The organism is Mesorhizobium sp. (genome assembly GCF_004963255.1).
GTDB lineage: Bacteria > Pseudomonadota > Alphaproteobacteria > Rhizobiales > Rhizobiaceae > Mesorhizobium.
The window spans coordinates 18,093-35,261 of sequence record NZ_SUGA01000049.1 but is presented as its reverse complement, the minus strand read 5'-3'; the positions used below and the strand labels follow the sequence as shown (position 1 = coordinate 35,261).

Here is a 17,169-nt window from a genome sequence, read left to right as displayed (position 1 = left end):
CTCCCCTTCATTCCGGACCTACCGAATCACCAACTCAGTTCCGTGCAAAGCCCTCTCGTGGGAGATGCCCGGCAGGGCAGAGGGGGGCGCTGTCCCGCCAGCGTCTCGGTCTTTGGCTGCCGCTGTCCTTATACAATCCGCAGCAAGTCCAGCATCGATAAGCCGCGATCCTTCGCGCCCCCCTCTGTGCTGCCGGACATCTCCCCCACAAGGGGGGAGATCAGCTAATCGCTGCCGTTAGTACCTGTAATAGTACCCGTGGTGATGCCTGTGGTGGCGCCAGTAGTGGTGCCTATGGTGGTGCCGGTGGTGATAGACGTAGTAGTGCCTGTAGTACCGGTGCGGATAGCGGACCACGTAGCCGGGGTAATAGTCGTCGTAGTAGCGCGGGCCGTAATAGCGGCCGCCATAATCGTAGAACGGGCCGCCATACATCGGACCGCCGTAGAACGGATAGCCGCCAAACGGCCCGAAACCGAGACCGAGGAAGCCGTGCGCATCCGCCGGCGCTACCGTGGCCGCCGCCGACGCGACTGCGATCACCGAAGCAAGTAGAAGTTTTTTCATGGCAACCTCCTCCTGAAGGCTGATTATCGGGTAACGCGGTGCGGGATGCCTATGTTCCCGATCGCTAATATTTCCCGGTGTATCGAGGAGGAGAAAGCCGCCGCCAGCGGCATGGAGCGTTGCCACAAGGCGGCGATCAGAGGCTCTACCTGGTGTTGCCCAGGCTCAACGCCATTGCTGTCGCTTCCGGCCCATCTCCCCACGAGGGAGTTGGGCCGGTGCTGCCGGTCATCGCTCGCAGATGCGGATTTTTTCAATGACGCGGTGGTGATGGCGCCAGTGCTTCACGATCCTGGTCCGGCAATTGTCGTCATACCGGTTGTGATACCGAACCACGTAACGCTCACGGTATGGGGTGTAGTAGTCATCATCATAGACGTGCCGGTAGTAGCGGTGATGGCGATAATATGGGCTGTAATCGTCGTTGTAATAGCCATCGTCATAGCCCGGACCGATGCCGATACCGAGCTGCACGCCGCCGGCGCTGGCCGGCGCGATCGCGAACGCCGAGGCGATGGCGATCATCGAAGCAAGCAGAAGCTTTTTCATCGCTGCCTCCTTGAGTTTCGAGGCCCCTTCGGCAAGACAACGATTTCGGGCGGTCCATGTTCCCGATTGCCGCGCCCGCACAGCGCATTGGTGGACGCAAGGCGGCGAACCCGACACATCGCTTCGTCCCCGCAACCTCATGAGGCCGGATATTTATTAGAGCAATTGCAACCGACCGGGCTTCGGCGCGTTGCACGCCGGCGAAGTATCTGGGATCATTGCCGGACGGACGGCATGGAGGCTCGATGGTGGCGGCCAATCGCGGGAACGGGGCGTCGGAGCCGAGGCTGGAAGGCCTGCTCGCCGCGTCCAGAGGCCATCCGCGCACGGCGCTGCCGACTGTGGCGAGCGTGGTCGTCACGGTGGCCGCGCTCTATTTCGGGCGCGAGGTGTTCCTGCCGATCGCCGTCGCGCTGCTTTTGACCTTCGCGATAGCGCCTGTCGTGTCCTCACTGAAGCGCGCGGGGGTTCCGCGCATCGCGGCGGTCATCGCCAGCGTCGCTGGCGCCTTCGCCGCGCTTTCGCTGTTCTCCTTCGTCGTCGCCACCCAGGTCAGTGACCTCGCGCAGAACATCCCCCTCTACCAGATCAACATCCTGACCAAGGTCCGCGCGCTGAAGGAAAACGGCCTCGGCGGCGGCATCATCTCGCGCCTCGGCGGCGTCATCGAGCGCGTCGGCCAGGAGATCGACCGCCAGGAGCCGCAACTGCCCTCGGCCGCCCAGGCGCCGAAGCGCGAGCCGATCCCGGTCGAGGTCGTCTCGCATGAAAAGCCGCTCGAAGTGCTGCAGAACCTGATCGGGCCGCTGATCAGCCCGCTCGGCTCCGCCGGCCTCGTCATCATCGTCGTCATCTTCATGCTGATGGAGCGCGAGGACCTGCGCGACCGCTTCATCCGGCTGGTCGGCTATGGCGACCTCCATCGCACCACGCAGGCGCTGCAGGATGCCGGCAAGCGCGTCGGCCAGTATCTGCTGATGCAGTTGGTGGTGAACATCATCTACGCCGTGCCCATCACCATCGGGCTCTGGGTGCTCGGCATCCCCAACGCGCTGCTTTGGGGCCTGCTGGCGCTGGCGCTGCGCTTCGTGCCCTATATCGGCCCGATCATCGGCGCGCTGCTGCCGTTGTTCCTGGCATTGGCCGTGGCGCCCGGCTGGTCGCTGCTGTTGTGGACCGCGGCACTGTTCGTCGTCGTGGAGCTCGTCACCGGCAATGTCATCGAGCCGTGGCTCTACGGCTCGCACACCGGGCTGTCGCCTTTGGCCATCATCGTGGCGGCGATCTTCTGGACTTGGCTGTGGGGGCCGATCGGCCTGGTGCTGTCGACGCCGCTCACCGTCTGCCTGGTGGTGCTCGGCCGGCACGTGCCGCAGTTCGAGTTCCTCGACGTCCTGTTCGGCAACGAGCCGGTGCTGGAGCCGCATGCCAGGCTCTACCAGCGGCTCCTGGCCGGCGACCCGGACGAGGCGACCGACCATGCCGAGGAGATGCTGGAGGACAAGTATCTGTTCGAATTCTACGGCAAGGTGGCCATCCCCGCGCTGCTGCTCGGCGAGCAGGACCGCGAGCGCGGCGTCATGGATGACGCGCAGCGCCGACAGCTCGCCGACAGCGCCATGACGCTGGTCGCCAATCTCGACGACAGCGCCCAGCAGGAGGCCGAGGAGGAAGAGAGCGGGCAGGCGGCCGCTGCCGATGAGAAAGCAGCCGACAGCAAGGCTGGCGAGAAAAACAAGGCTGGCGAGAAAAACTCTGGCGAAGCCAAGCCTGTCGAGGTGGAGGAAGAGGAGGTCGATCTGCCCGACGGCTCGGGCATCGCAGTGCTCTGCGCCGGCGGGCGCGGCGAGCTCGACGACGCCGCCGCCGCGATGCTGGCGCAGGTGCTGGAAGTGCAGGGCGCTTCGGTGTCGAAGGCAAGCTTTACCGAACTCGAGCCATTGGCGATCCGCCGTCTCGACCTCGAAGCCATCGATGCCGTCGTGATCGGCTTCCTCAACCGCCAATCCACCCGGCACGCGCGCTTCATGGTTCGCCGGCTGAAGCGCATCAAGGCGAAGCTTCGGGTGGGCATCGTTTTCTGGTCGGAAGTCGGCAATGGCGACGTCGAGGCCGCGGCGGAACTGGCTGCCACTCTCAACGCCGACTTCGTGGCCTTCGGCATGGTCGACGCGGTCACCGGAGCGCTTTCCAAAAAGGCGGCCGTCACGCTGAAGCCCGCCCACCGCCGCCGCCAGCCGGCGCGCAGGAAGCAGTTGCAGGCCGCGGAATGAAGACGGAGCGCCCGCCAATGGGCATAACGGTGTCGGCATAACGGTGGGGAAAAGAAAAACTCGCCGGACCTACCCTGATGCCCAAAGCCCACAGGCCCGGCGAGATTTAAACCTGATCCCCCGATCAGGACCGGCGGGAGGACACCGGCAATCTCTTCATAGCAAGACGGATGCCAGTCCCGAAACGGAACAGTGATGGTTAACGCCGTAAGCCCTGCGGAACGTCTGTTATGTGTTGCTAATGTGCTACAGCTTATAGCCAGCGCGAGCTTTAAGGTCCACATGCGGACCTGAAGACTTGAAAGGGGGATACCTTGAAGAAGACCTATGAAAAGCCTGTTCTGGTCAGGCGTGAGAAGCTGAGCGTCGTCACTGCAACCCCGCCATCTTCCATTCTGACCTGATCCGGCCGGAAACCGAAAAGCCCGCCATCCGGCGGGCTTTTTATTCCGGATGCAGCGCGGCGGATGTGAACCCGCTGGATTTCAGCCGCGCGTTGAAGCCGCAGGCATCCGTCGCCACATCGCCTCCCGCTGTCGTATCGCCGCGTGCAACGCATGCCATCATCGGCTATGCCGTCGCCAGCCAATTCCGGCGAACCAGGAGCACGCGATGACCAGACCCACCATCCTCAAATTCGGCCCCGTCGAGCATGCCGATGGCGGCGACCTGCCGGGCTGGATCGCGGTCGAAGGCTCGCCGACCATGCAGACGGCCGTCCAGCACACCACCGAGGACGGCAAGGTGATGTCCGGCACATGGCGCGCCTCGCCCGGCACCTACCATGCCACCTACACCGATTATGAATTCGTCCACATGATCGCCGGCCGCATCATCATCACGCCCGACCGCGGCGAGCCGGTCGAAGTCGGCCCCGGCGACGCCTTCGTCGTCGAGGCGGATTTCAAGGGCACCTGGAAGATCCTCGAGCCGGTGACCAAGCATTTTGTGGTTGTGCTGGGGTAGGGGGGCGGCGCCGGAACTGCTGATCTCCCCCTTGCGCCTATCCTATGCCCACATCTTCCGTGGCTTGCGTGACTGATCACGCCTCGGCTTGATTGCCACGTGGTTCCCCCAATCCGTCGCTGCTTCGCAGCGCCACCTTTCCCCCCTCCGGAGGGAAAGGAAGGGCGCCTTTCCTCTACCCCGTCGATCGGGTGAGAGGTGGCTCGGCGAAGCCGAGACGGAGTGGGGGTCGACCAGCGCCACGTTGGACAATGCATGCGCCAGGCTGCCATGAACGCGTGGGCGTCGTCGCCCTACCACCTTCGACACCACCCTTTTTCTCCACTTCCGGCTCCAGCGATCCGCGAAGGGCGTGGCCATATGGTGCTGGTCGCGGAAGGCGAGCCATGGGCGGCTGCGACGCCGGTGCCGGTCAGGAGGAGGACCGGCACCGGCGCCCGCGCCGCATTGGCCATCAGCCAGCCGTTGCGACGGATCGGGTTCTCGATAAGGCGGCAGGCGAGGGTGGGCAGCGCCAGCGTCAGCGCGAGGCAATAAAGCCGCTCGATGGGCGTCAGCTCCGGCGCCAGCGGCATAGACGATGACCGGCCAATGCCAGAGATGGATCGAACAGGAGAGCCTGCCTATCCACTGCAAGGGCGACAGCGCCAGGGCGGCATTCACCCAATTCCGCCTGGAATCGGGTGAATAGCCGTCCCTGGCGCCGGCCGCTCCCGCCTTGAGCAGAAGGACCGTGCCGGCGACAGGCAGAAGCGCCAGAAAGCCGGGGAAGGGAGCGTCCTCGCTGAAGGCGAGATAAGCGGCCCCGATCATCGCCAGGCCGGCCAGGCTCAACGCCCGCCCCAGCAGCGGACGCTCCTGCAAAAGCCGCGCCGGCGCCATCGATGCGAGGCCGCCGGCGGCAAATTCCCATGCGCGCAGCGGCGAGAAGTAGAAGGCCCAGGGCTGCGAAACGCTCGTCAGCCAGGCGCAGAGGATGAAAGAGACGAGGCCCGAGATGACGAAGACGACCCTGGCAAAGCCGCCCGGCAGCGCCAAGCCGAAATGGCAGGCCACGACGCCCGCCACGGCCACCGCCCGCAACCCGTCAATATCGGGTCGGAAATCCTGCGCCGATGCTGACACGAATACGAACCTCGTGAATGCTCGTTCGTATCCCGCCTGAGGCAAAGCCTCGGCCCTATGCGCCGATATCGCAACGCAACAAATCTAACGCAGTGCAACATAAGGGGAGATTGGCCCCGGCAATCACGCCTTCTTCAGGAACTCCGTCTTCAGCACCAGGCCCTTGACCTGCTTGGTGTTGCATTCGATCTCGCCGGGATTGCCGTTGAGGCGGATGTTCTTCACCAGCGTGCCGCGCTTGATCGTCTCGGACGTGCCCTTGACCTTGAGGTCCTTGATCAGCGTCACGGAGTCGCCATCCTTCAGCGGCGTGCCGTTGCTGTCTTTCACGATAGGGTCGGTCATGGCGGTCTTTCATCAATCGGATGGCCTGCGCCCGCCTATCGCGCCGGCCATCGCCTGGTCAAGCCGCGCGCTTGGCGCGCGCCGACCGCATCGCAATCCGCGCGAGGGCAGAGGCCGCCCCGCCGGCGGCGCTAAGCTCCCAGCCCTCAGGCTGGCCGGGTAGCTGTTGGCTGGGGTTCGCCCACTGCTTTTCCTCGCCGATCCCGGGTGGCCGCCATCGGTTTAGGGCGGTTGCCGACCCGCACCGCCGGGCGCGTTCCCTGCAATTGCCCTAGAAGGGCAGGTCCAGCGCCTCCGGATAGGCCTGGCCCGGATCCGCGGTCTTCGGCGTCTGGCCGGCCAAGGGCTGGATGCCGCCGGTTGCCGTCTCATCGAGCGGCGGCCGATGCTTGCCGGTTGTCGTGGCGGCCTTTTTTTCGGTCACCACGATTTTCGTCTTGGCCCCGGCGCCTTGCGTCAGCGCGACCGAGACGAGAAGCGCCGTCAGCGCGGATAGGACGATCTTCATGGCAGGTTTCCTTTCCTGTTCTGCGGCCTCCTCATGGCTTGAAGCCGGATGCGTCGAGCAGCGCGACCTGCTTGCCGTCGATATAGAAGCGTATCGCATGCGCGTCGTTGTCGATGTCTATGCGCGTGGGCGACGCTCCTTGCGTGGCGGGCGTTGCCTTGACGTATTTCGACTGGAATTCCCCCTGCGGCGCGTTGATGAACAGCAGCGCCAGCGCTATGCATCCCGAAACAAACAAGACGAAGGTGAGTGTCGAAGAGGTGGTCGAGGTCATCTGAACATTCCTCCAGGATGAGGTGGCAATACGGTTTGCTCGTCGCCGGCTTTGGGCCGGGATTCGCCGTCGCTCGAAATCGAGCGTGTCACAGCTCTGCGAAGGAAGGGGATGACGTGCTCAAGCCCACATTCAGCGCGTTTTTCATGACGGTCTGCCCCTTGCCCGATGCGAGCTTAGCGCCGGCTCCCCGGCGGCAAAGGGCGGGCGTGTGGAACGGCGTGGAATTCTGCGGAATTTCCACGGCATCGACCTGTGGAAGATCAGAGCACCGGACGTCGGGCGCAGGACGAAAGTCCGGCGCGCAGCGTCGCGACCATGCGTATCATCACGAGTCGACGCCGTGCCCCGGGGGCGGCCACGGCCAGGCATGATTCTCGGAAGGGCATGGGGTCCGAGGGGGGCTTCGATGGCACAACATATCGCCCAGAAGCTGCGGCTGACATCGGCGCTGCTCGGCACCGTCACCCGCAAGGATCTCGCGGCGGCGTTCCGTTCCGTCAATGCGAGAACGGCATTCGATCTCGGCCGCGCCGACAAGTGGCTGCAGGGCCGGGCTCATCCGCGCGAGCAAAGCGTCTACGACGATTGGGCGAAAGTGCTGCGCCTCGAGCAGCCCGGCGCCTGGATCGCCGAGAGCGATCTGCCGAGCTTCGCGTCCGCCATCGCGGCCCGCCACGGCATCGGCGTGGCGGAGCTCGAACGCCGCGCCCACGCGCACTCCGCTGCCTCGCCCGGGCATGACGACAGAGGCATCGGACTGGCGCTCGCCGGGACCTATGCGTGGTACACTAGAGCCTGGTCGCCTTATTATCGCGGCCAGCTCATCAGGGGCCGCCTGGTGATCGAGGCGGGGCCGGGTGCGCATGCCTTCACCGCCATATATCGCGAGACATCGCCGACCGGGCAGTTGCAGTTCTCCGGGCCGGTCACGCCGGCAAAGCGCAGCCTCTATCTGCATCTGAAGGAGGTGGGCGGCGAGGCGCAGTCCTTCCTTTGCCTGTTCCCACATACGCAGCCGGTGAGCGTCCTCGGCGGCTATATGGTCGGCACCGCCATCTTCGCCCCGGAACCGCAGCCCTCGCTCACCAGGATCCTGTTGGTGCGCCTGCGCGATGCGCCGGCCGCCGAACAATGGGGCCCCCTGCCGCCCGGCATCTCGATCGCCGCCGACCTGGCAAGCCTCGGCGTCGTCATGGAGCACCCGGAAGCGGTCGACCGCCAACTCGGCCAATTCCTCAGCGCCGACGGTGATGGCGGCGTCAACCAGATCCCCCCGTCCGAGTTCCGCGCCATCCTCGACGTGTTCGACCGCCATTGGCTGCAGCATGCCGGCTAATTGTCCTGTGTCATTCCCGGCGCGCAAGCGCGATCGGTTACGTTGCAAGCAGCGGCAGAACTGGAATCCGGGACCGGCCAGGAGCGGGCGGTACACTGCGCAGGTGCCCGCCCGTCCGGCGCCGCCGCCAAGCTGCTGAAACCCCGTCCGTCCCCAACAGCAACGGTCATGGCGTGACCAGTGCTTGCGGATTGCCATTGGCGCGGTGCCCTGTCAACGCCGCCGGCGAGGGCTCCAGAAGCGCCTTTTTAGCCGCCTTTTTGCGCCCTAAGCACGCTTGGCAGTCATGCTGGGGTCAAGGCGAAGAGCCATGAAATGGCGGAATTCCGGGCATTTCCGATGTCCAGCATGCCGCGCCGCACATATATGCGTATCCGCTTGAATAAGCTGATTTTTCGCCAGGCCGACTGTCCCTTCGACCCCGACTTTTTTTGGGTGCATTTGGCAGCGCGGCATCGGGCGACCGGCAGCGGCCGATTTTCCTTGAAGCGGCATCGAAGGCTCTGTGAGCCATTTCATCATGTTCTCATGAAATGCATGGTAGAATGTCGTGCAAGCGAATGGGGGAAGTTGCGATGGCCGATCGGTTGTTCGAGATCCTTGCCAGACGGCGCGGGTGGCTGGACCGGGTCGCATTGGGGCTGCTTGTCTTCCTGGCGACCCTGGTCGCCGCGCTGATGGGCGGCGCCAGCGCCTGAAGCGGCTCAGTCCTGCAAAAGAGGAGGTGCGCCGTAGCCGCGCAGGCCGGTTCCGTTGCAGGCCTGGCAGGAAACCCGTTGTCCGGGGCAACTGTCGCGCAATGTGCCCGAGGGACAGCATGACCCTTTCGACGCCACCTGCTTTTCACACTCGAACACCTTGCCGGCGCCCAGGCACCGGGGGCAGGCGAACTTCCTGAATTCGCTCAAGCGAGCCTCCGGCTGTTTCAAAAGCGCCCGGCAACGCGCTGACCATGCGACGGGTTCCATGCATGGTCCGATTTTTCTTGCGTGTATTATACGTTAGTAAAGGCTAACGTTAAAGAAGTTCCCGGCAGCGCATGGTTGGTACCTCGCCGCGTCAATCCCGCTCAGGGGCCGGGACTACGCACCCCGCCACACACCTCCTTTACCAGCTCCCGCAGCCAGCGATGCGCCGGATCGGCGTCTAGCCTCGGATGCCACAACAGCGAGATCGTCAGCGGGGCAAGCCTGACCGGCAGCGTGAAGGTGAACAGGCCCTCGCGCAGCGTGCCCGTATAGCGCTCCGGCACCGTGGCGATGAGGTCCGAGCCGCGCGCCAGCGCCAGCGCCTCGGCGAAGCCGCCGACGACGGTCGCGATCGTCCGCATCAGTCCGGCGAGCTCCAGCGCGTCGTCCACCGGGCCGCGATCGAGCCCGCGCCGCGAGATCAATATGTGGCGGCCGGCCGCGAAGCGGGCGGCGGTCATGCGGCCTTCGCTTAAAGGATGGCCGGCCCGCGCGACGCCGACGAAGCGGTCGCGGAACAGCGTCTGGCTGCGCACCTCCGGCCCGGTCGTGGTGCCGATCACGCCGGTCTCCAGGTCGACCGCTCCCTCGCGCATCGGGCCGCTGTCCTTGTCGGGCTTGGGCACGAAGCGCAATTGCACGCCCGGCGCTTCCTCAGCCGCGCGGGCCAGCAGCGCCGGGCCGAAATTCTCGACGAAGCCGTCGCTGTTGCGCAGCGTGAAGCTGCGGTTGAGCCGTGCGAGGTCGAGCCGCTCGGCAGGCCGCAGCATCGCTTGCGCCTCCTTGACCAGCCGGCCGACCTCCGCGCCTAGCGCGATGGCGCGCGGCGTCGGCACGAGGCCTCGCCCGGCGCGCACCAGAAGCGGATCGCCGGTCGCCTCGCGCAGCCTCGCCAGCGCCCGGCTCATCGCCGAAGGACTGAGCTTCAGCCGCCGCGCTGCCCTGGCGACGCTGCCTTCGGCAAGCAGCACATCCAGCGTGACGAGCAGGTTGAGATCGGGTCGCGACATAAGCGCAACCGTAGCATGGTTGTCGCTCAATGACATGGCGTTTCGTGCACTGATCAAGTGCAAATGCTGCGCGTTCCGCTATATCGGCTGGACGCCTATCTTCCCGGCGCATTTCACCCGACGGAGAAGACATCATGGCCGATATTGCCGAGACCCGCGCCGCGCCCGCAACCCAATCGACGGCGGGCGCGCTGGCCAGCCTGTCTCTGGCCATGCTGGTCTCCTCGCTCGCCACCAGCATCGCCAATGTCGCGCTGCCGACGCTGAGCGTGGTCTTCGCCGCGTCCTTTCCGGCGGTGCAATGGGTGGTGCTTGCCTATCTGCTCGCCATCACCGCGCTGATCGTCAGCGTCGGGCGCCTCGGCGATCTCGTCGGCCGCCGGCTGCTGCTGATCGCTGGCCTGGCGCTATTCAGCGCCGCCTCGTTTGCCGCAGCACTTGCGCCGTCGCTGGCGCTGCTGATCGCCGCGCGCGCCGTGCAGGGGCTGGGCGCGGCCGTAATGATGGCGCTGACGATAGCCGTCGTCGGCGAGACGGTGCCGAGGGAACGCACCGGCAGCGCCATGGGCCTGCTCGGCACCATGTCGGCGATCGGCACGGCGCTCGGCCCCTCGCTCGGCGGCGTGCTGATCGCCGCTCTCGGCTGGCGCTCGATCTTCCTGGTCAACGCCGCGCTGGGGGGCGCCGCGCTGCTCGCCGCCTGGCGCTTCCTTCCAGCGGCAAGCATCCCGCGCCAGGCGGCGGGCGCGAAGGCCCGCTTCGATGTACCCGGCACGCTGCTGCTCGCCGCCACGCTCGGCGCCTATGCGCTGGCCATGACCATAGGGCGCGGCCATTTCGGCGGCCTCAACGCGGCGCTGCTCGGCGCGGCCGCGGCCGGCGCGGCGCTGTTCGTCCTCGCCGAAGCCAAGGTGGCGTCGCCCCTGGTCAAGCTCGCGCTCCTGCGCGACAGGGTACTGGCGCCGAGCCTCGCCATGAATGCGCTGGTCTCGACGGTGATGATGGCCACGCTGGTCGTCGGTCCGTTCTTCCTGTCGCGGGCGCTGGGCCTGAGCGAAGCGGCGACCGGGGCCGTGCTGTCGATCGGCCCCGTGGTCTCGGCGGTCTGCGGCGTCATTGCCGGGCGTATCGTGGACCGGCTCGGGGCCACCGCGATGGTTATCGCCGGCCTTGCCCTGATGGTCACCGGCTGCGCCGCGCTCACAGCGCTCCCGAGCCTCTTCGGCGTTGCCGGCTACGCGGCGGCGATCGCCGTGCTGACGCCGGGCTACCAACTGTTCCAGGCCGCCAACAACACCGCCGTCATGGCCGATGTCGACAGAAGCGAGCGCGGCGTGGTGTCGGGCATGCTCAGCCTCTCGCGCAATCTCGGCCTCGTCACCGGCACGGCGGTGATGGGGGCGGTGTTCGCCTTCGCCGTGGGGACGAGAGATATCGCGGCGGCGGCCCCGGCGGCCGTCGCGCATGGGATGGCAATGACCTTTGCAGTGGCTGCGGGGTTGGTCGTGGTCGCGGTGGCGATTGCGTTTGCCAGCGGTCGGAGGGAGCGCTGCAGAGCCTGATCTCCGGAGCCCATCCTGCGCTGTGACACAAGGATGCGGACGCGAGGCGATATGCCCCGCGGGAAGGAAAGGGAGACTCCGTTAACAAATGCAAATGTCAGAACTGAGAAGTGTGCGCAGTCTCACTCAGGCCAACGCATGGATGGTCTATAACGTCTCCCCGGGCAGGGCGGGGTAGCGCTTTCGCCGGACTGTCGAGTGGGCGTGGCGGGAGGCCGAAGCGATGAATGAAACATGGTGGCGGCGGCAGGAAGCTCAGCCTCTGATTCCTGAGCGTGAACTTCGCTTTATGATGAAACTCGGGCGTCTGGAGCGCGACGAGGCGATGAGATTGCTGGGGCGATACCGTGGGGACCGCGAGGCGGTATATGCCGAGTTGAGAAGGCGCGATATAATCAGGGCGCGCAACGCGCGGCCCCACTGATCATTTCATGCGGCCTCTCGGGAACTCACAGCCCGAGTGTCCAGCCGGGCGTCATCTGTGACCTCCCGACCGACCTGGATGGATCGGCCATGATGGTCGGCTGATGGGTGGCCTCGACGAAAGCGTCTGCGGCCGTCTCGACGGCATCAGCCGAATGGTCGACCTTCTCGAAGCGCTTCACCACGCGCTCATGCAGCATCGACAGCCTTGCGGCCCGGTGGAGATCGGCGCGCGCTTCGCCGTGCATATCGAGAGGGGCGAACATGAGCATCCCCAAGAACGGCCATGGCCAGCATTTGTTCCGCCGCGATACCGCCGCGTCGGGAGGGCTTTTGGGTTGGAGACGCTTCCGCGATCGCGTAATTTCGCCGCCGCCTGAGAGGCCTATCTTTGCCTGGCGGCGGTGCCCATTCCGCCTTCGGCCGGTGCCTCAGCTACCCCAACGAACCCCCACCCACTGTGGCGCCGGCCTCATCTCTTGCGCCGTTCAACGCCTCTGACGCCGCGAGGCGCCCGGCCTCGATCTCCAGCTCCATCAGCTTGGACTTGATCTCATGCGGTTCGGCATGTTCGAGCCCGACCACGTCGTTGCGCGTCTGCTTCAGCGCAATGACGATCTCGTCGAGCTTGGCGTGGATGGCGGCGGTGTCCCGGTAGCCCTGGATGAGGACCACCCCGGTGATGATGATGGCCGCCACCGACAGGGCATAGGTCACCACATTTGTAAGCCCGAACGGCACCAGCAGCGTGCAGGCGACCATGGCGGCAAGCATCGCGTAGAAGCCGGGCGGCCGCGACAGGAAATCGGCGATGCGGAAGAGCAGGCGGTTCATCGGCCGCCTATCCGAGCAGCATGCCCGCTACCAGCACGGTGAGCAGCACCGATGCCGGCACCGCCAGCAGCCAGCGCGCCTCCAGAACACTGTTGCGATCGTCCATGTTCGTTGCTCCTGTTGGCGGGCGCCATGCCGCGAATTCCACGCGGGCAAACGAGACTGGAAGGCTTTCGTTCCCCCGATCCGGCGACGGTCGCAAAGGGATGTCGGACTGAGGTCGGACGGGCGCGAGAAGAGGGCCGGGCGCGGCAACCAAAGTCAAGGTTTCGCATTGGCACGCGCGCCGATTTCCGCGCGCCGTCGATAGGGAGCAGACATGAATCTTGATAGACCGACAGACGATGTGGACGACCAACCCTACGAGCCGGCGTTCTTCGCCAGCAAATACGGCCTGCCGCCGCGGCTCGCCAAGACGATGATCGAGGCCAACGGCCCCGGTCGCCGCGCCTGCGACGCCGCCGCCGCGACCTACCTGCGCTATATGGCGCTGCGGCGCCGGCGCGAAAGCTGAGCCTTGCCGCCGGCTGTGCGTTTGCGCCTGCCGCGGTCCCGCGCCGCGACGCAACCCGGGCGGGAACCAAAGCGGCGGGCGTCGGTTTATCCGGCGAAGGGATGAATTCAGGAATTAGGAATAGAGCAATGAAAACAGTGCTTCTTGCTGCCCTGGCGCTCTGTGTCGCCGCACCCGCCGTCGCTTCCGCGGCCGAGGCCGATGTCGTCATCAGGACGCATCACAGGCATTATTATCACCACCGCCCGGCGGTCGTCATCAACGACGAGGGCCACCGTCTTCACCACCGCCGCCACGGCACGGTCGCCTTTTATGACAATGGCGAGCGCGGCTGGCGTCACCGCCATCACCGCCGCGACGACACGGTGGTCGTCACGGGTTCGATCGGCCACCGGCACCACCACCGTCCGGTCGTCGTCGAGAGCGGATCCGACTACTGAGTTTCCATCTATCGTTGAAAAATCTGGTCCGGCTCATGCCCCATGGCGGGCGAGCCGGACCGAGTTCTCATGGCCTGGCGACTGACTACGCCGCGCTTTTCAGCACGCCGGCCTGAACCAGCGCCGCCGCTGGGTTGAGGCTGTCCACCAGCCCGGTCGGGATCAGGATGGTGGCGCCGCGTTCCTTGGTCGTCTCGTAGATGATGTTCATGGCGCGCAGCTGAAGTGCGGCCGGATGGTCGGCATAGGTGGTGGCCGCCTCCACGAACTTCGCCGCGACTTCCGCTTCCGCGGAACCCAGGATCACGCGCGCTTCGAAATAGCTCCTTGTCGCGGCCTTTTGGGGTCGCGCGATGCCGCAACGGGCCTCGCGAGGAGCGTCGGCGGCCCTGGATGGACCGCCTGGCCGGCATGTCTGGGATCGATCACGCTTGTCGCGAGGACAATCGACGCCGGCAGGGAGTCATATGGTGCGAAGCCGAGGGATTCGCCATGGCGCGCGACCGGGAACCGCCTTGCGTGGCGGCCTTAACCCGGAAACAACTTTTCAGGTGCTTTTAATGACCCGATCGGAGGTCGGTATCGGCGTCATGTGGCAACACCTTACGGCAAATCTGGCTGCGGTGGCGCTGTTCGTTTCCGGCTGGAACTACGTGCAGCCCTGGCTTGAGGGACGCTCGCAAAAATTCAGGCTGCTTGTCTTCGGCTGCATCATGGGCTGGGGCGCGATGGCCTCCATGCTGTTGACCGTCGAGATTCGGCCGGGCGTCCTGCTGGATCTCAGGACGTCGCTGGTTGCGACGGCCGGCCTGTTCGCCGGCCTGCCCGGCGCATTGGTGGCCGCCGCCTTTCCGCTGGGATATCGCATCGCCATCGGCGGCCAAGGCCTCACTGCCGGACTGGTCGGCATTGCGGTGGCGTTCGCCGCCGGCGTTCTTGCCAACCGCATCATCGGGCGTCGCCAGACGCGCGCCTGGCAAGTGCTGGCGTTTGCGGTCTGCGTTGGCCTGTCCGGACTGGCGCCGATCTCGATCCTGCCGCAGACGGCCGCCCCCGTTATCGACGCGCGCCTTGTGCTGCCGCTCATCGCGCTCAATATGGCGGCAACCGCCGTGGCCGGCCTCGTCGTGCTGCACACGCAGCTTGTCACCAAGGAGCGCGATCTGCTGCGCGCCGCGGTCGCCCAGGCGCCGGACTTCTACTACGTCAAAAACACGCGCGGCCAGTTCGTCGCCGTGAACCAGTCCGTCGCCGCCTTCCATGGCTACGAGCATCCAGTCCAGATGACGGGCAAGACCGACTTCGACATAGCGGACCCTGCGCGCGCCCAGACCCTCTTTGAGCTCGAGCAGCGAATGCTGGAAACGGGCGAGGGGATGGCCGATTTCGAGGAGCAGGTCCCCAATGCGAAGGGCAATCTCCGTTGGTTCTCCACCTCGAAGACGCCCGTGCGCGATGTCGAGGGCAACATCATCGGGCTCGTCGGCGTCACGCGCGACGTCACGGCGCACAAGCAGCTCGAACAGGCATTGCTTGAAGCCAAGAACCAGCTTTCTTACGCGTTGTCGGAAATGTCGGACGGATTGGCCATGTTCAATGCCGAAGGAATGCTGATCTTCTGCAATGAGCGATACCGGGATTTCTTTCCGCTCACCGGCGACCTGCGCGTTCCCGGCACAAGACTGCGCGACATCCTCGAAGCCGTGACGGTGACCGGAGAGCAGGTGGGAATTCCCAAGGGTCACGAACGGGAGTGGATAGACAATGTGGTCGGCGCGCTGCGCACGCCGGGCGAGCAGCAGATCAAGCTTTTCGACGGCCGCTGGCTGATGTTGCGGACAAGGCCAACAGAGGCAGGCCTGGCGCTTGTGGTCGTCTCCGACATTACCGAGATCAAGAGCACCGAGGGAGAACTGACCACGCTCAGCAACCAGCTGGCGCAGCTTGCCAACACCGATCCGCTGCTTGGCGTCGGCAACCGTCGCGCCTTCGATCAGAAGCTGGCCGGCGTCGTTGCGGATGCGAGCCAATCCGACCGGGAATTCGCGCTGCTCTTGATCGATGTCGACTCCTTCAAGGCCTATAACGACCGTTACGGTCACCTCGCCGGAGACGAGTGCCTGCGTCAGATCGCCGATTGCCTGCGCCAGCGCACGCGCTCGGCCGATTTCGTGGCGCGTTATGGCGGCGAGGAGTTTGCGGTCATCCTGTCGGAGGCTTCGGCCGCCGGCGCGATCCGCGTTGCCGACGATCTGCGCGCCGCGGTGCGCGAGCGGGCGCTGAAACATGACCGCAGCGAGCGCAAGATCGTCACCATCAGCGTCGGCATCGCCATCAGCGGCCCCGCCGCTCGCCACAATCCGACGAGCCTGCTTCTCCAGGCGGACAAGGCGCTCTACGCCGCCAAGGCAAGCGGGCGCGACGCCACGCGGCTGGCCGAGCCGGACGTCGGCTTCCAGCCCATTCCGCTTCCGCGCAAGGCGTGATCAAGCGCGGCGGAACAGGCGTCAATCGGCCTCGCCGCCCGAACCCTTGCCGCACTCGGCCAGCACCTTGCCAATCGCAGCGCCCGAGCCCTTCAGCGGAAACGTCGCCGCGCCATACTTGTCGGCGCTCACCGTCACGTTGCCCTTGCCGCGCAGCAGCGAAAGCAGCGGGTCGGCGGGGCCGGAGAGCTCGGTGGTGAAGTAGTTGTACATCGCCTCCAGCTCGAGCTTCTTCGTCAGGCTCTTGTCGCCGGCCTTGAAGGTGAAGGAGCCGCTGATGCCGGGCTCCAGCTGTCCGCCCGCGGCACCGAGATCGTAGCTCAGCACCGGCTTGCCGAAACAGGCGAGCATCAGATGCGCGTCGCCCTTCGGCCCGCCGCAGACCGAGGCCATCATCACGCTGCCGCCCTCGTCCTCTTCCATCCTGGCCGACCACGAGCAGGACGCGGCCTGGGCGGGGAGGGTGGTGAAAAGTGCCAGGATGAGTGTTGCCAGCCCGCGTTTCATGATCGCTCCCCCCTCGTGATGCGGTGGATCATACAGGGATTGGCGAGAACGGGCGAGACGAGTTGAGGTCACCGGGCCTTGGCCGGCTGGAACAATTCCACCAGATTGCCGGAAGGATCGACAAGCAGGATTTGCGAGCCGCCCGGCCCGGTCACGATGTCATTGCGGAAGCTGACGCCCGCCGCCCGCAGCCGGGCGACCTCCGCCGCGATATCCTCGACGATCAGGTGGATGCGGTTCCAGCCCCCTGGGCCCGGCCGCTCGCCATCGGGCATCGGCCTGCCCGCCGAACTGGTCGGACCGCTGAGGAGCAGCCGAAGCGCTCCCTTCGAGACATCCGCGAAGGCCGGCGCCTGGTTCGAAAGCTGAGTGAAGCCCAGATGTTTCGTGTACCAGGTGAGGGCCTCTTCGACATCGTTGACCATGTAGCGGACATTTACAGTCGTGGACATGAGCCTTGCCTCTTGCGTGAGCGGGTG

21 protein-coding genes are annotated in these 17,169 nt (G+C 65.6%); 9 read left to right on the top strand and 12 right to left on the bottom strand.

From position 1 onward, the window contains the following. Positions 1–237: 237 nt before the first annotated feature. Both E5X34_RS30120 and E5X34_RS30115 read right to left on the bottom strand, forming a co-directional pair. A complete protein-coding gene (locus E5X34_RS30120; RefSeq protein WP_292572528.1) occupies positions 238–567 on the bottom strand; it encodes a hypothetical protein in 330 nt (109 codons plus the stop codon). 228 nt (positions 568–795) lie between these two features. Beyond that, the gene (locus E5X34_RS30115; RefSeq protein ID WP_292572526.1) at positions 796–1,116 is read right to left on the bottom strand and encodes a hypothetical protein; all 321 of its coding nucleotides are present in this window, start codon (positions 1,114–1,116) and stop codon (positions 796–798) included. 248 nt (positions 1,117–1,364) lie between these two features. Between E5X34_RS30115 and E5X34_RS30110 the strand changes: the two genes are divergently transcribed. The 3 genes from E5X34_RS30110 to E5X34_RS30100 all read left to right on the top strand — a co-directional run bounded on the left by E5X34_RS30110 (position 1,365) and on the right by E5X34_RS30100 (position 4,355). Continuing rightward, entirely contained in the window at positions 1,365–3,389 is a 2,025-nt protein-coding gene (locus E5X34_RS30110) for an AI-2E family transporter (RefSeq protein ID WP_292572540.1), read from the top strand. A gap of 314 nt (positions 3,390–3,703) precedes the next feature. Continuing rightward, complete coding sequence (locus E5X34_RS30105) at positions 3,704–3,793, top strand: putative RiPP precursor (RefSeq protein ID WP_292572523.1); 90 nt, start codon at positions 3,704–3,706, stop codon at positions 3,791–3,793. Between the two features lie 208 nt (positions 3,794–4,001). Further along, positions 4,002–4,355, top strand: coding sequence for a cupin domain-containing protein (locus tag E5X34_RS30100; RefSeq protein ID WP_292572520.1), 354 nt, complete (start codon positions 4,002–4,004; stop codon positions 4,353–4,355). Between the two features lie 42 nt (positions 4,356–4,397). Here E5X34_RS30100 and E5X34_RS30095 read toward each other — a convergent pair whose 3' ends face one another. The 4 genes from E5X34_RS30095 to E5X34_RS30080 form a co-directional block, all read right to left on the bottom strand. Further along, positions 4,398–5,525 (bottom strand): acyltransferase, encoded by a 1,128-nt coding sequence (locus E5X34_RS30095; RefSeq protein ID WP_292572517.1) that lies wholly within the window; start codon positions 5,523–5,525, stop codon positions 4,398–4,400. Between the two features lie 78 nt (positions 5,526–5,603). Then, a complete protein-coding gene (locus E5X34_RS30090) occupies positions 5,604–5,825 on the bottom strand; it encodes an alkylphosphonate utilization protein (protein ID WP_040980560.1) in 222 nt (73 codons plus the stop codon). Between the two features lie 271 nt (positions 5,826–6,096). Further along, on the bottom strand, positions 6,097–6,333 hold the full coding sequence (locus E5X34_RS30085; RefSeq protein ID WP_292572514.1) for a hypothetical protein: 237 nt from the start codon (positions 6,331–6,333) through the stop codon (positions 6,097–6,099). Between the two features lie 31 nt (positions 6,334–6,364). Continuing rightward, positions 6,365–6,607: a hypothetical protein gene (locus E5X34_RS30080; RefSeq protein ID WP_292572511.1), complete on the bottom strand. Its 243-nt coding sequence runs from the start codon at positions 6,605–6,607 to the stop codon at positions 6,365–6,367. Positions 6,608–7,016: 409 nt separating this feature from the next. Here E5X34_RS30080 and E5X34_RS30075 point away from each other — a divergent pair, with 409 nt between their 5' ends. Further along, positions 7,017–7,946: a hypothetical protein gene (locus E5X34_RS30075; RefSeq protein WP_292572509.1), complete on the top strand. Its 930-nt coding sequence runs from the start codon at positions 7,017–7,019 to the stop codon at positions 7,944–7,946. 575 nt (positions 7,947–8,521) lie between these two features. Next, positions 8,522–8,644 (top strand): hypothetical protein, encoded by a 123-nt coding sequence (locus E5X34_RS30070; protein WP_292572506.1) that lies wholly within the window; start codon positions 8,522–8,524, stop codon positions 8,642–8,644. Between the two features lie 371 nt (positions 8,645–9,015). Here E5X34_RS30070 and E5X34_RS30065 read toward each other — a convergent pair whose 3' ends face one another. After that, positions 9,016–9,924: a LysR family transcriptional regulator gene (locus E5X34_RS30065; protein WP_292572537.1), complete on the bottom strand. Its 909-nt coding sequence runs from the start codon at positions 9,922–9,924 to the stop codon at positions 9,016–9,018. A gap of 134 nt (positions 9,925–10,058) precedes the next feature. Between E5X34_RS30065 and E5X34_RS30060 the strand changes: the two genes are divergently transcribed. Next, positions 10,059–11,486 (top strand): MFS transporter, encoded by a 1,428-nt coding sequence (locus E5X34_RS30060; protein WP_292572503.1) that lies wholly within the window; start codon positions 10,059–10,061, stop codon positions 11,484–11,486. A gap of 449 nt (positions 11,487–11,935) precedes the next feature. Here the strand turns inward: E5X34_RS30060 and E5X34_RS30055 are convergent, their stop codons facing one another. Both E5X34_RS30055 and E5X34_RS30050 read right to left on the bottom strand, forming a co-directional pair. Continuing rightward, positions 11,936–12,175 carry a hypothetical protein gene (locus tag E5X34_RS30055; protein ID WP_292572501.1) on the bottom strand — a complete coding sequence of 80 codons (240 nt, stop codon included), beginning with the start codon at positions 12,173–12,175 and terminating at the stop codon, positions 11,936–11,938. 169 nt (positions 12,176–12,344) lie between these two features. Then, on the bottom strand, positions 12,345–12,743 hold the full coding sequence (locus E5X34_RS30050) for a low affinity iron permease family protein (protein ID WP_292572498.1): 399 nt from the start codon (positions 12,741–12,743) through the stop codon (positions 12,345–12,347). A 319-nt stretch (positions 12,744–13,062) separates the two neighbouring features. Here E5X34_RS30050 and E5X34_RS30045 point away from each other — a divergent pair, with 319 nt between their 5' ends. Together E5X34_RS30045 and E5X34_RS30040 are read left to right on the top strand one after the other, a co-directional pair. Beyond that, on the top strand, positions 13,063–13,257 hold the full coding sequence (locus E5X34_RS30045; protein ID WP_292078997.1) for a hypothetical protein: 195 nt from the start codon (positions 13,063–13,065) through the stop codon (positions 13,255–13,257). Positions 13,258–13,385: 128 nt separating this feature from the next. Then, the gene (locus E5X34_RS30040; RefSeq protein ID WP_292572495.1) at positions 13,386–13,697 is read left to right on the top strand and encodes a hypothetical protein; all 312 of its coding nucleotides are present in this window, start codon (positions 13,386–13,388) and stop codon (positions 13,695–13,697) included. Between the two features lie 85 nt (positions 13,698–13,782). Here E5X34_RS30040 and E5X34_RS30035 read toward each other — a convergent pair whose 3' ends face one another. Beyond that, on the bottom strand, positions 13,783–14,004 hold the full coding sequence (locus E5X34_RS30035) for a hypothetical protein (RefSeq protein WP_292572492.1): 222 nt from the start codon (positions 14,002–14,004) through the stop codon (positions 13,783–13,785). 253 nt (positions 14,005–14,257) lie between these two features. Between E5X34_RS30035 and E5X34_RS30030 the strand changes: the two genes are divergently transcribed. Then, entirely contained in the window at positions 14,258–16,183 is a 1,926-nt protein-coding gene (locus E5X34_RS30030) for a diguanylate cyclase (protein ID WP_292572489.1), read from the top strand. A gap of 21 nt (positions 16,184–16,204) precedes the next feature. Here the strand turns inward: E5X34_RS30030 and E5X34_RS30025 are convergent, their stop codons facing one another. Together E5X34_RS30025 and E5X34_RS30020 are read right to left on the bottom strand one after the other, a co-directional pair. Beyond that, positions 16,205–16,690 carry a hypothetical protein gene (locus E5X34_RS30025; protein WP_292572487.1) on the bottom strand — a complete coding sequence of 162 codons (486 nt, stop codon included), beginning with the start codon at positions 16,688–16,690 and terminating at the stop codon, positions 16,205–16,207. 68 nt (positions 16,691–16,758) lie between these two features. Continuing rightward, entirely contained in the window at positions 16,759–17,142 is a 384-nt protein-coding gene (locus E5X34_RS30020; RefSeq protein ID WP_292572484.1) for a VOC family protein, read from the bottom strand. Positions 17,143–17,169 lie beyond the last annotated feature (27 nt).

Bases quoted from the DNA above. Each gene is read 5' to 3' on its own strand.
- E5X34_RS30120 (WP_292572528.1), bottom strand. From the start codon at position 567: ATGAAAAAACTTCTACTTGCTTCGGTGATCGCAGTCGCGTCGGCGGCG.
- E5X34_RS30115 (WP_292572526.1), bottom strand. From the start codon at position 1,116: ATGAAAAAGCTTCTGCTTGCTTCGATGATCGCCATCGCCTCGGCGTTC.
- E5X34_RS30100 (WP_292572520.1), top strand. From the start codon at position 4,002: ATGACCAGACCCACCATCCTCAAATTCGGCCCCGTCGAGCATGCCGAT.
- E5X34_RS30090 (WP_040980560.1), bottom strand. From the start codon at position 5,825: ATGACCGACCCTATCGTGAAAGACAGCAACGGCACGCCGCTGAAGGAT.
- E5X34_RS30085 (WP_292572514.1), bottom strand. From the start codon at position 6,333: ATGAAGATCGTCCTATCCGCGCTGACGGCGCTTCTCGTCTCGGTCGCG.
- E5X34_RS30080 (WP_292572511.1), bottom strand. From the start codon at position 6,607: ATGACCTCGACCACCTCTTCGACACTCACCTTCGTCTTGTTTGTTTCG.
- E5X34_RS30075 (WP_292572509.1), top strand. From the start codon at position 7,017: ATGGCACAACATATCGCCCAGAAGCTGCGGCTGACATCGGCGCTGCTC.
- E5X34_RS30070 (WP_292572506.1), top strand. From the start codon at position 8,522: ATGGCCGATCGGTTGTTCGAGATCCTTGCCAGACGGCGCGGGTGGCTG.
- E5X34_RS30065 (WP_292572537.1), bottom strand. From the start codon at position 9,924: ATGTCGCGACCCGATCTCAACCTGCTCGTCACGCTGGATGTGCTGCTT.
- E5X34_RS30060 (WP_292572503.1), top strand. From the start codon at position 10,059: ATGGCCGATATTGCCGAGACCCGCGCCGCGCCCGCAACCCAATCGACG.
- E5X34_RS30055 (WP_292572501.1), bottom strand. From the start codon at position 12,175: ATGTTCGCCCCTCTCGATATGCACGGCGAAGCGCGCGCCGATCTCCAC.
- E5X34_RS30050 (WP_292572498.1), bottom strand. From the start codon at position 12,743: ATGAACCGCCTGCTCTTCCGCATCGCCGATTTCCTGTCGCGGCCGCCC.
- E5X34_RS30045 (WP_292078997.1), top strand. From the start codon at position 13,063: ATGAATCTTGATAGACCGACAGACGATGTGGACGACCAACCCTACGAG.
- E5X34_RS30040 (WP_292572495.1), top strand. From the start codon at position 13,386: ATGAAAACAGTGCTTCTTGCTGCCCTGGCGCTCTGTGTCGCCGCACCC.
- E5X34_RS30030 (WP_292572489.1), top strand. From the start codon at position 14,258: ATGACCCGATCGGAGGTCGGTATCGGCGTCATGTGGCAACACCTTACG.
- E5X34_RS30025 (WP_292572487.1), bottom strand. From the start codon at position 16,690: ATGAAACGCGGGCTGGCAACACTCATCCTGGCACTTTTCACCACCCTC.
- E5X34_RS30020 (WP_292572484.1), bottom strand. From the start codon at position 17,142: ATGTCCACGACTGTAAATGTCCGCTACATGGTCAACGATGTCGAAGAG.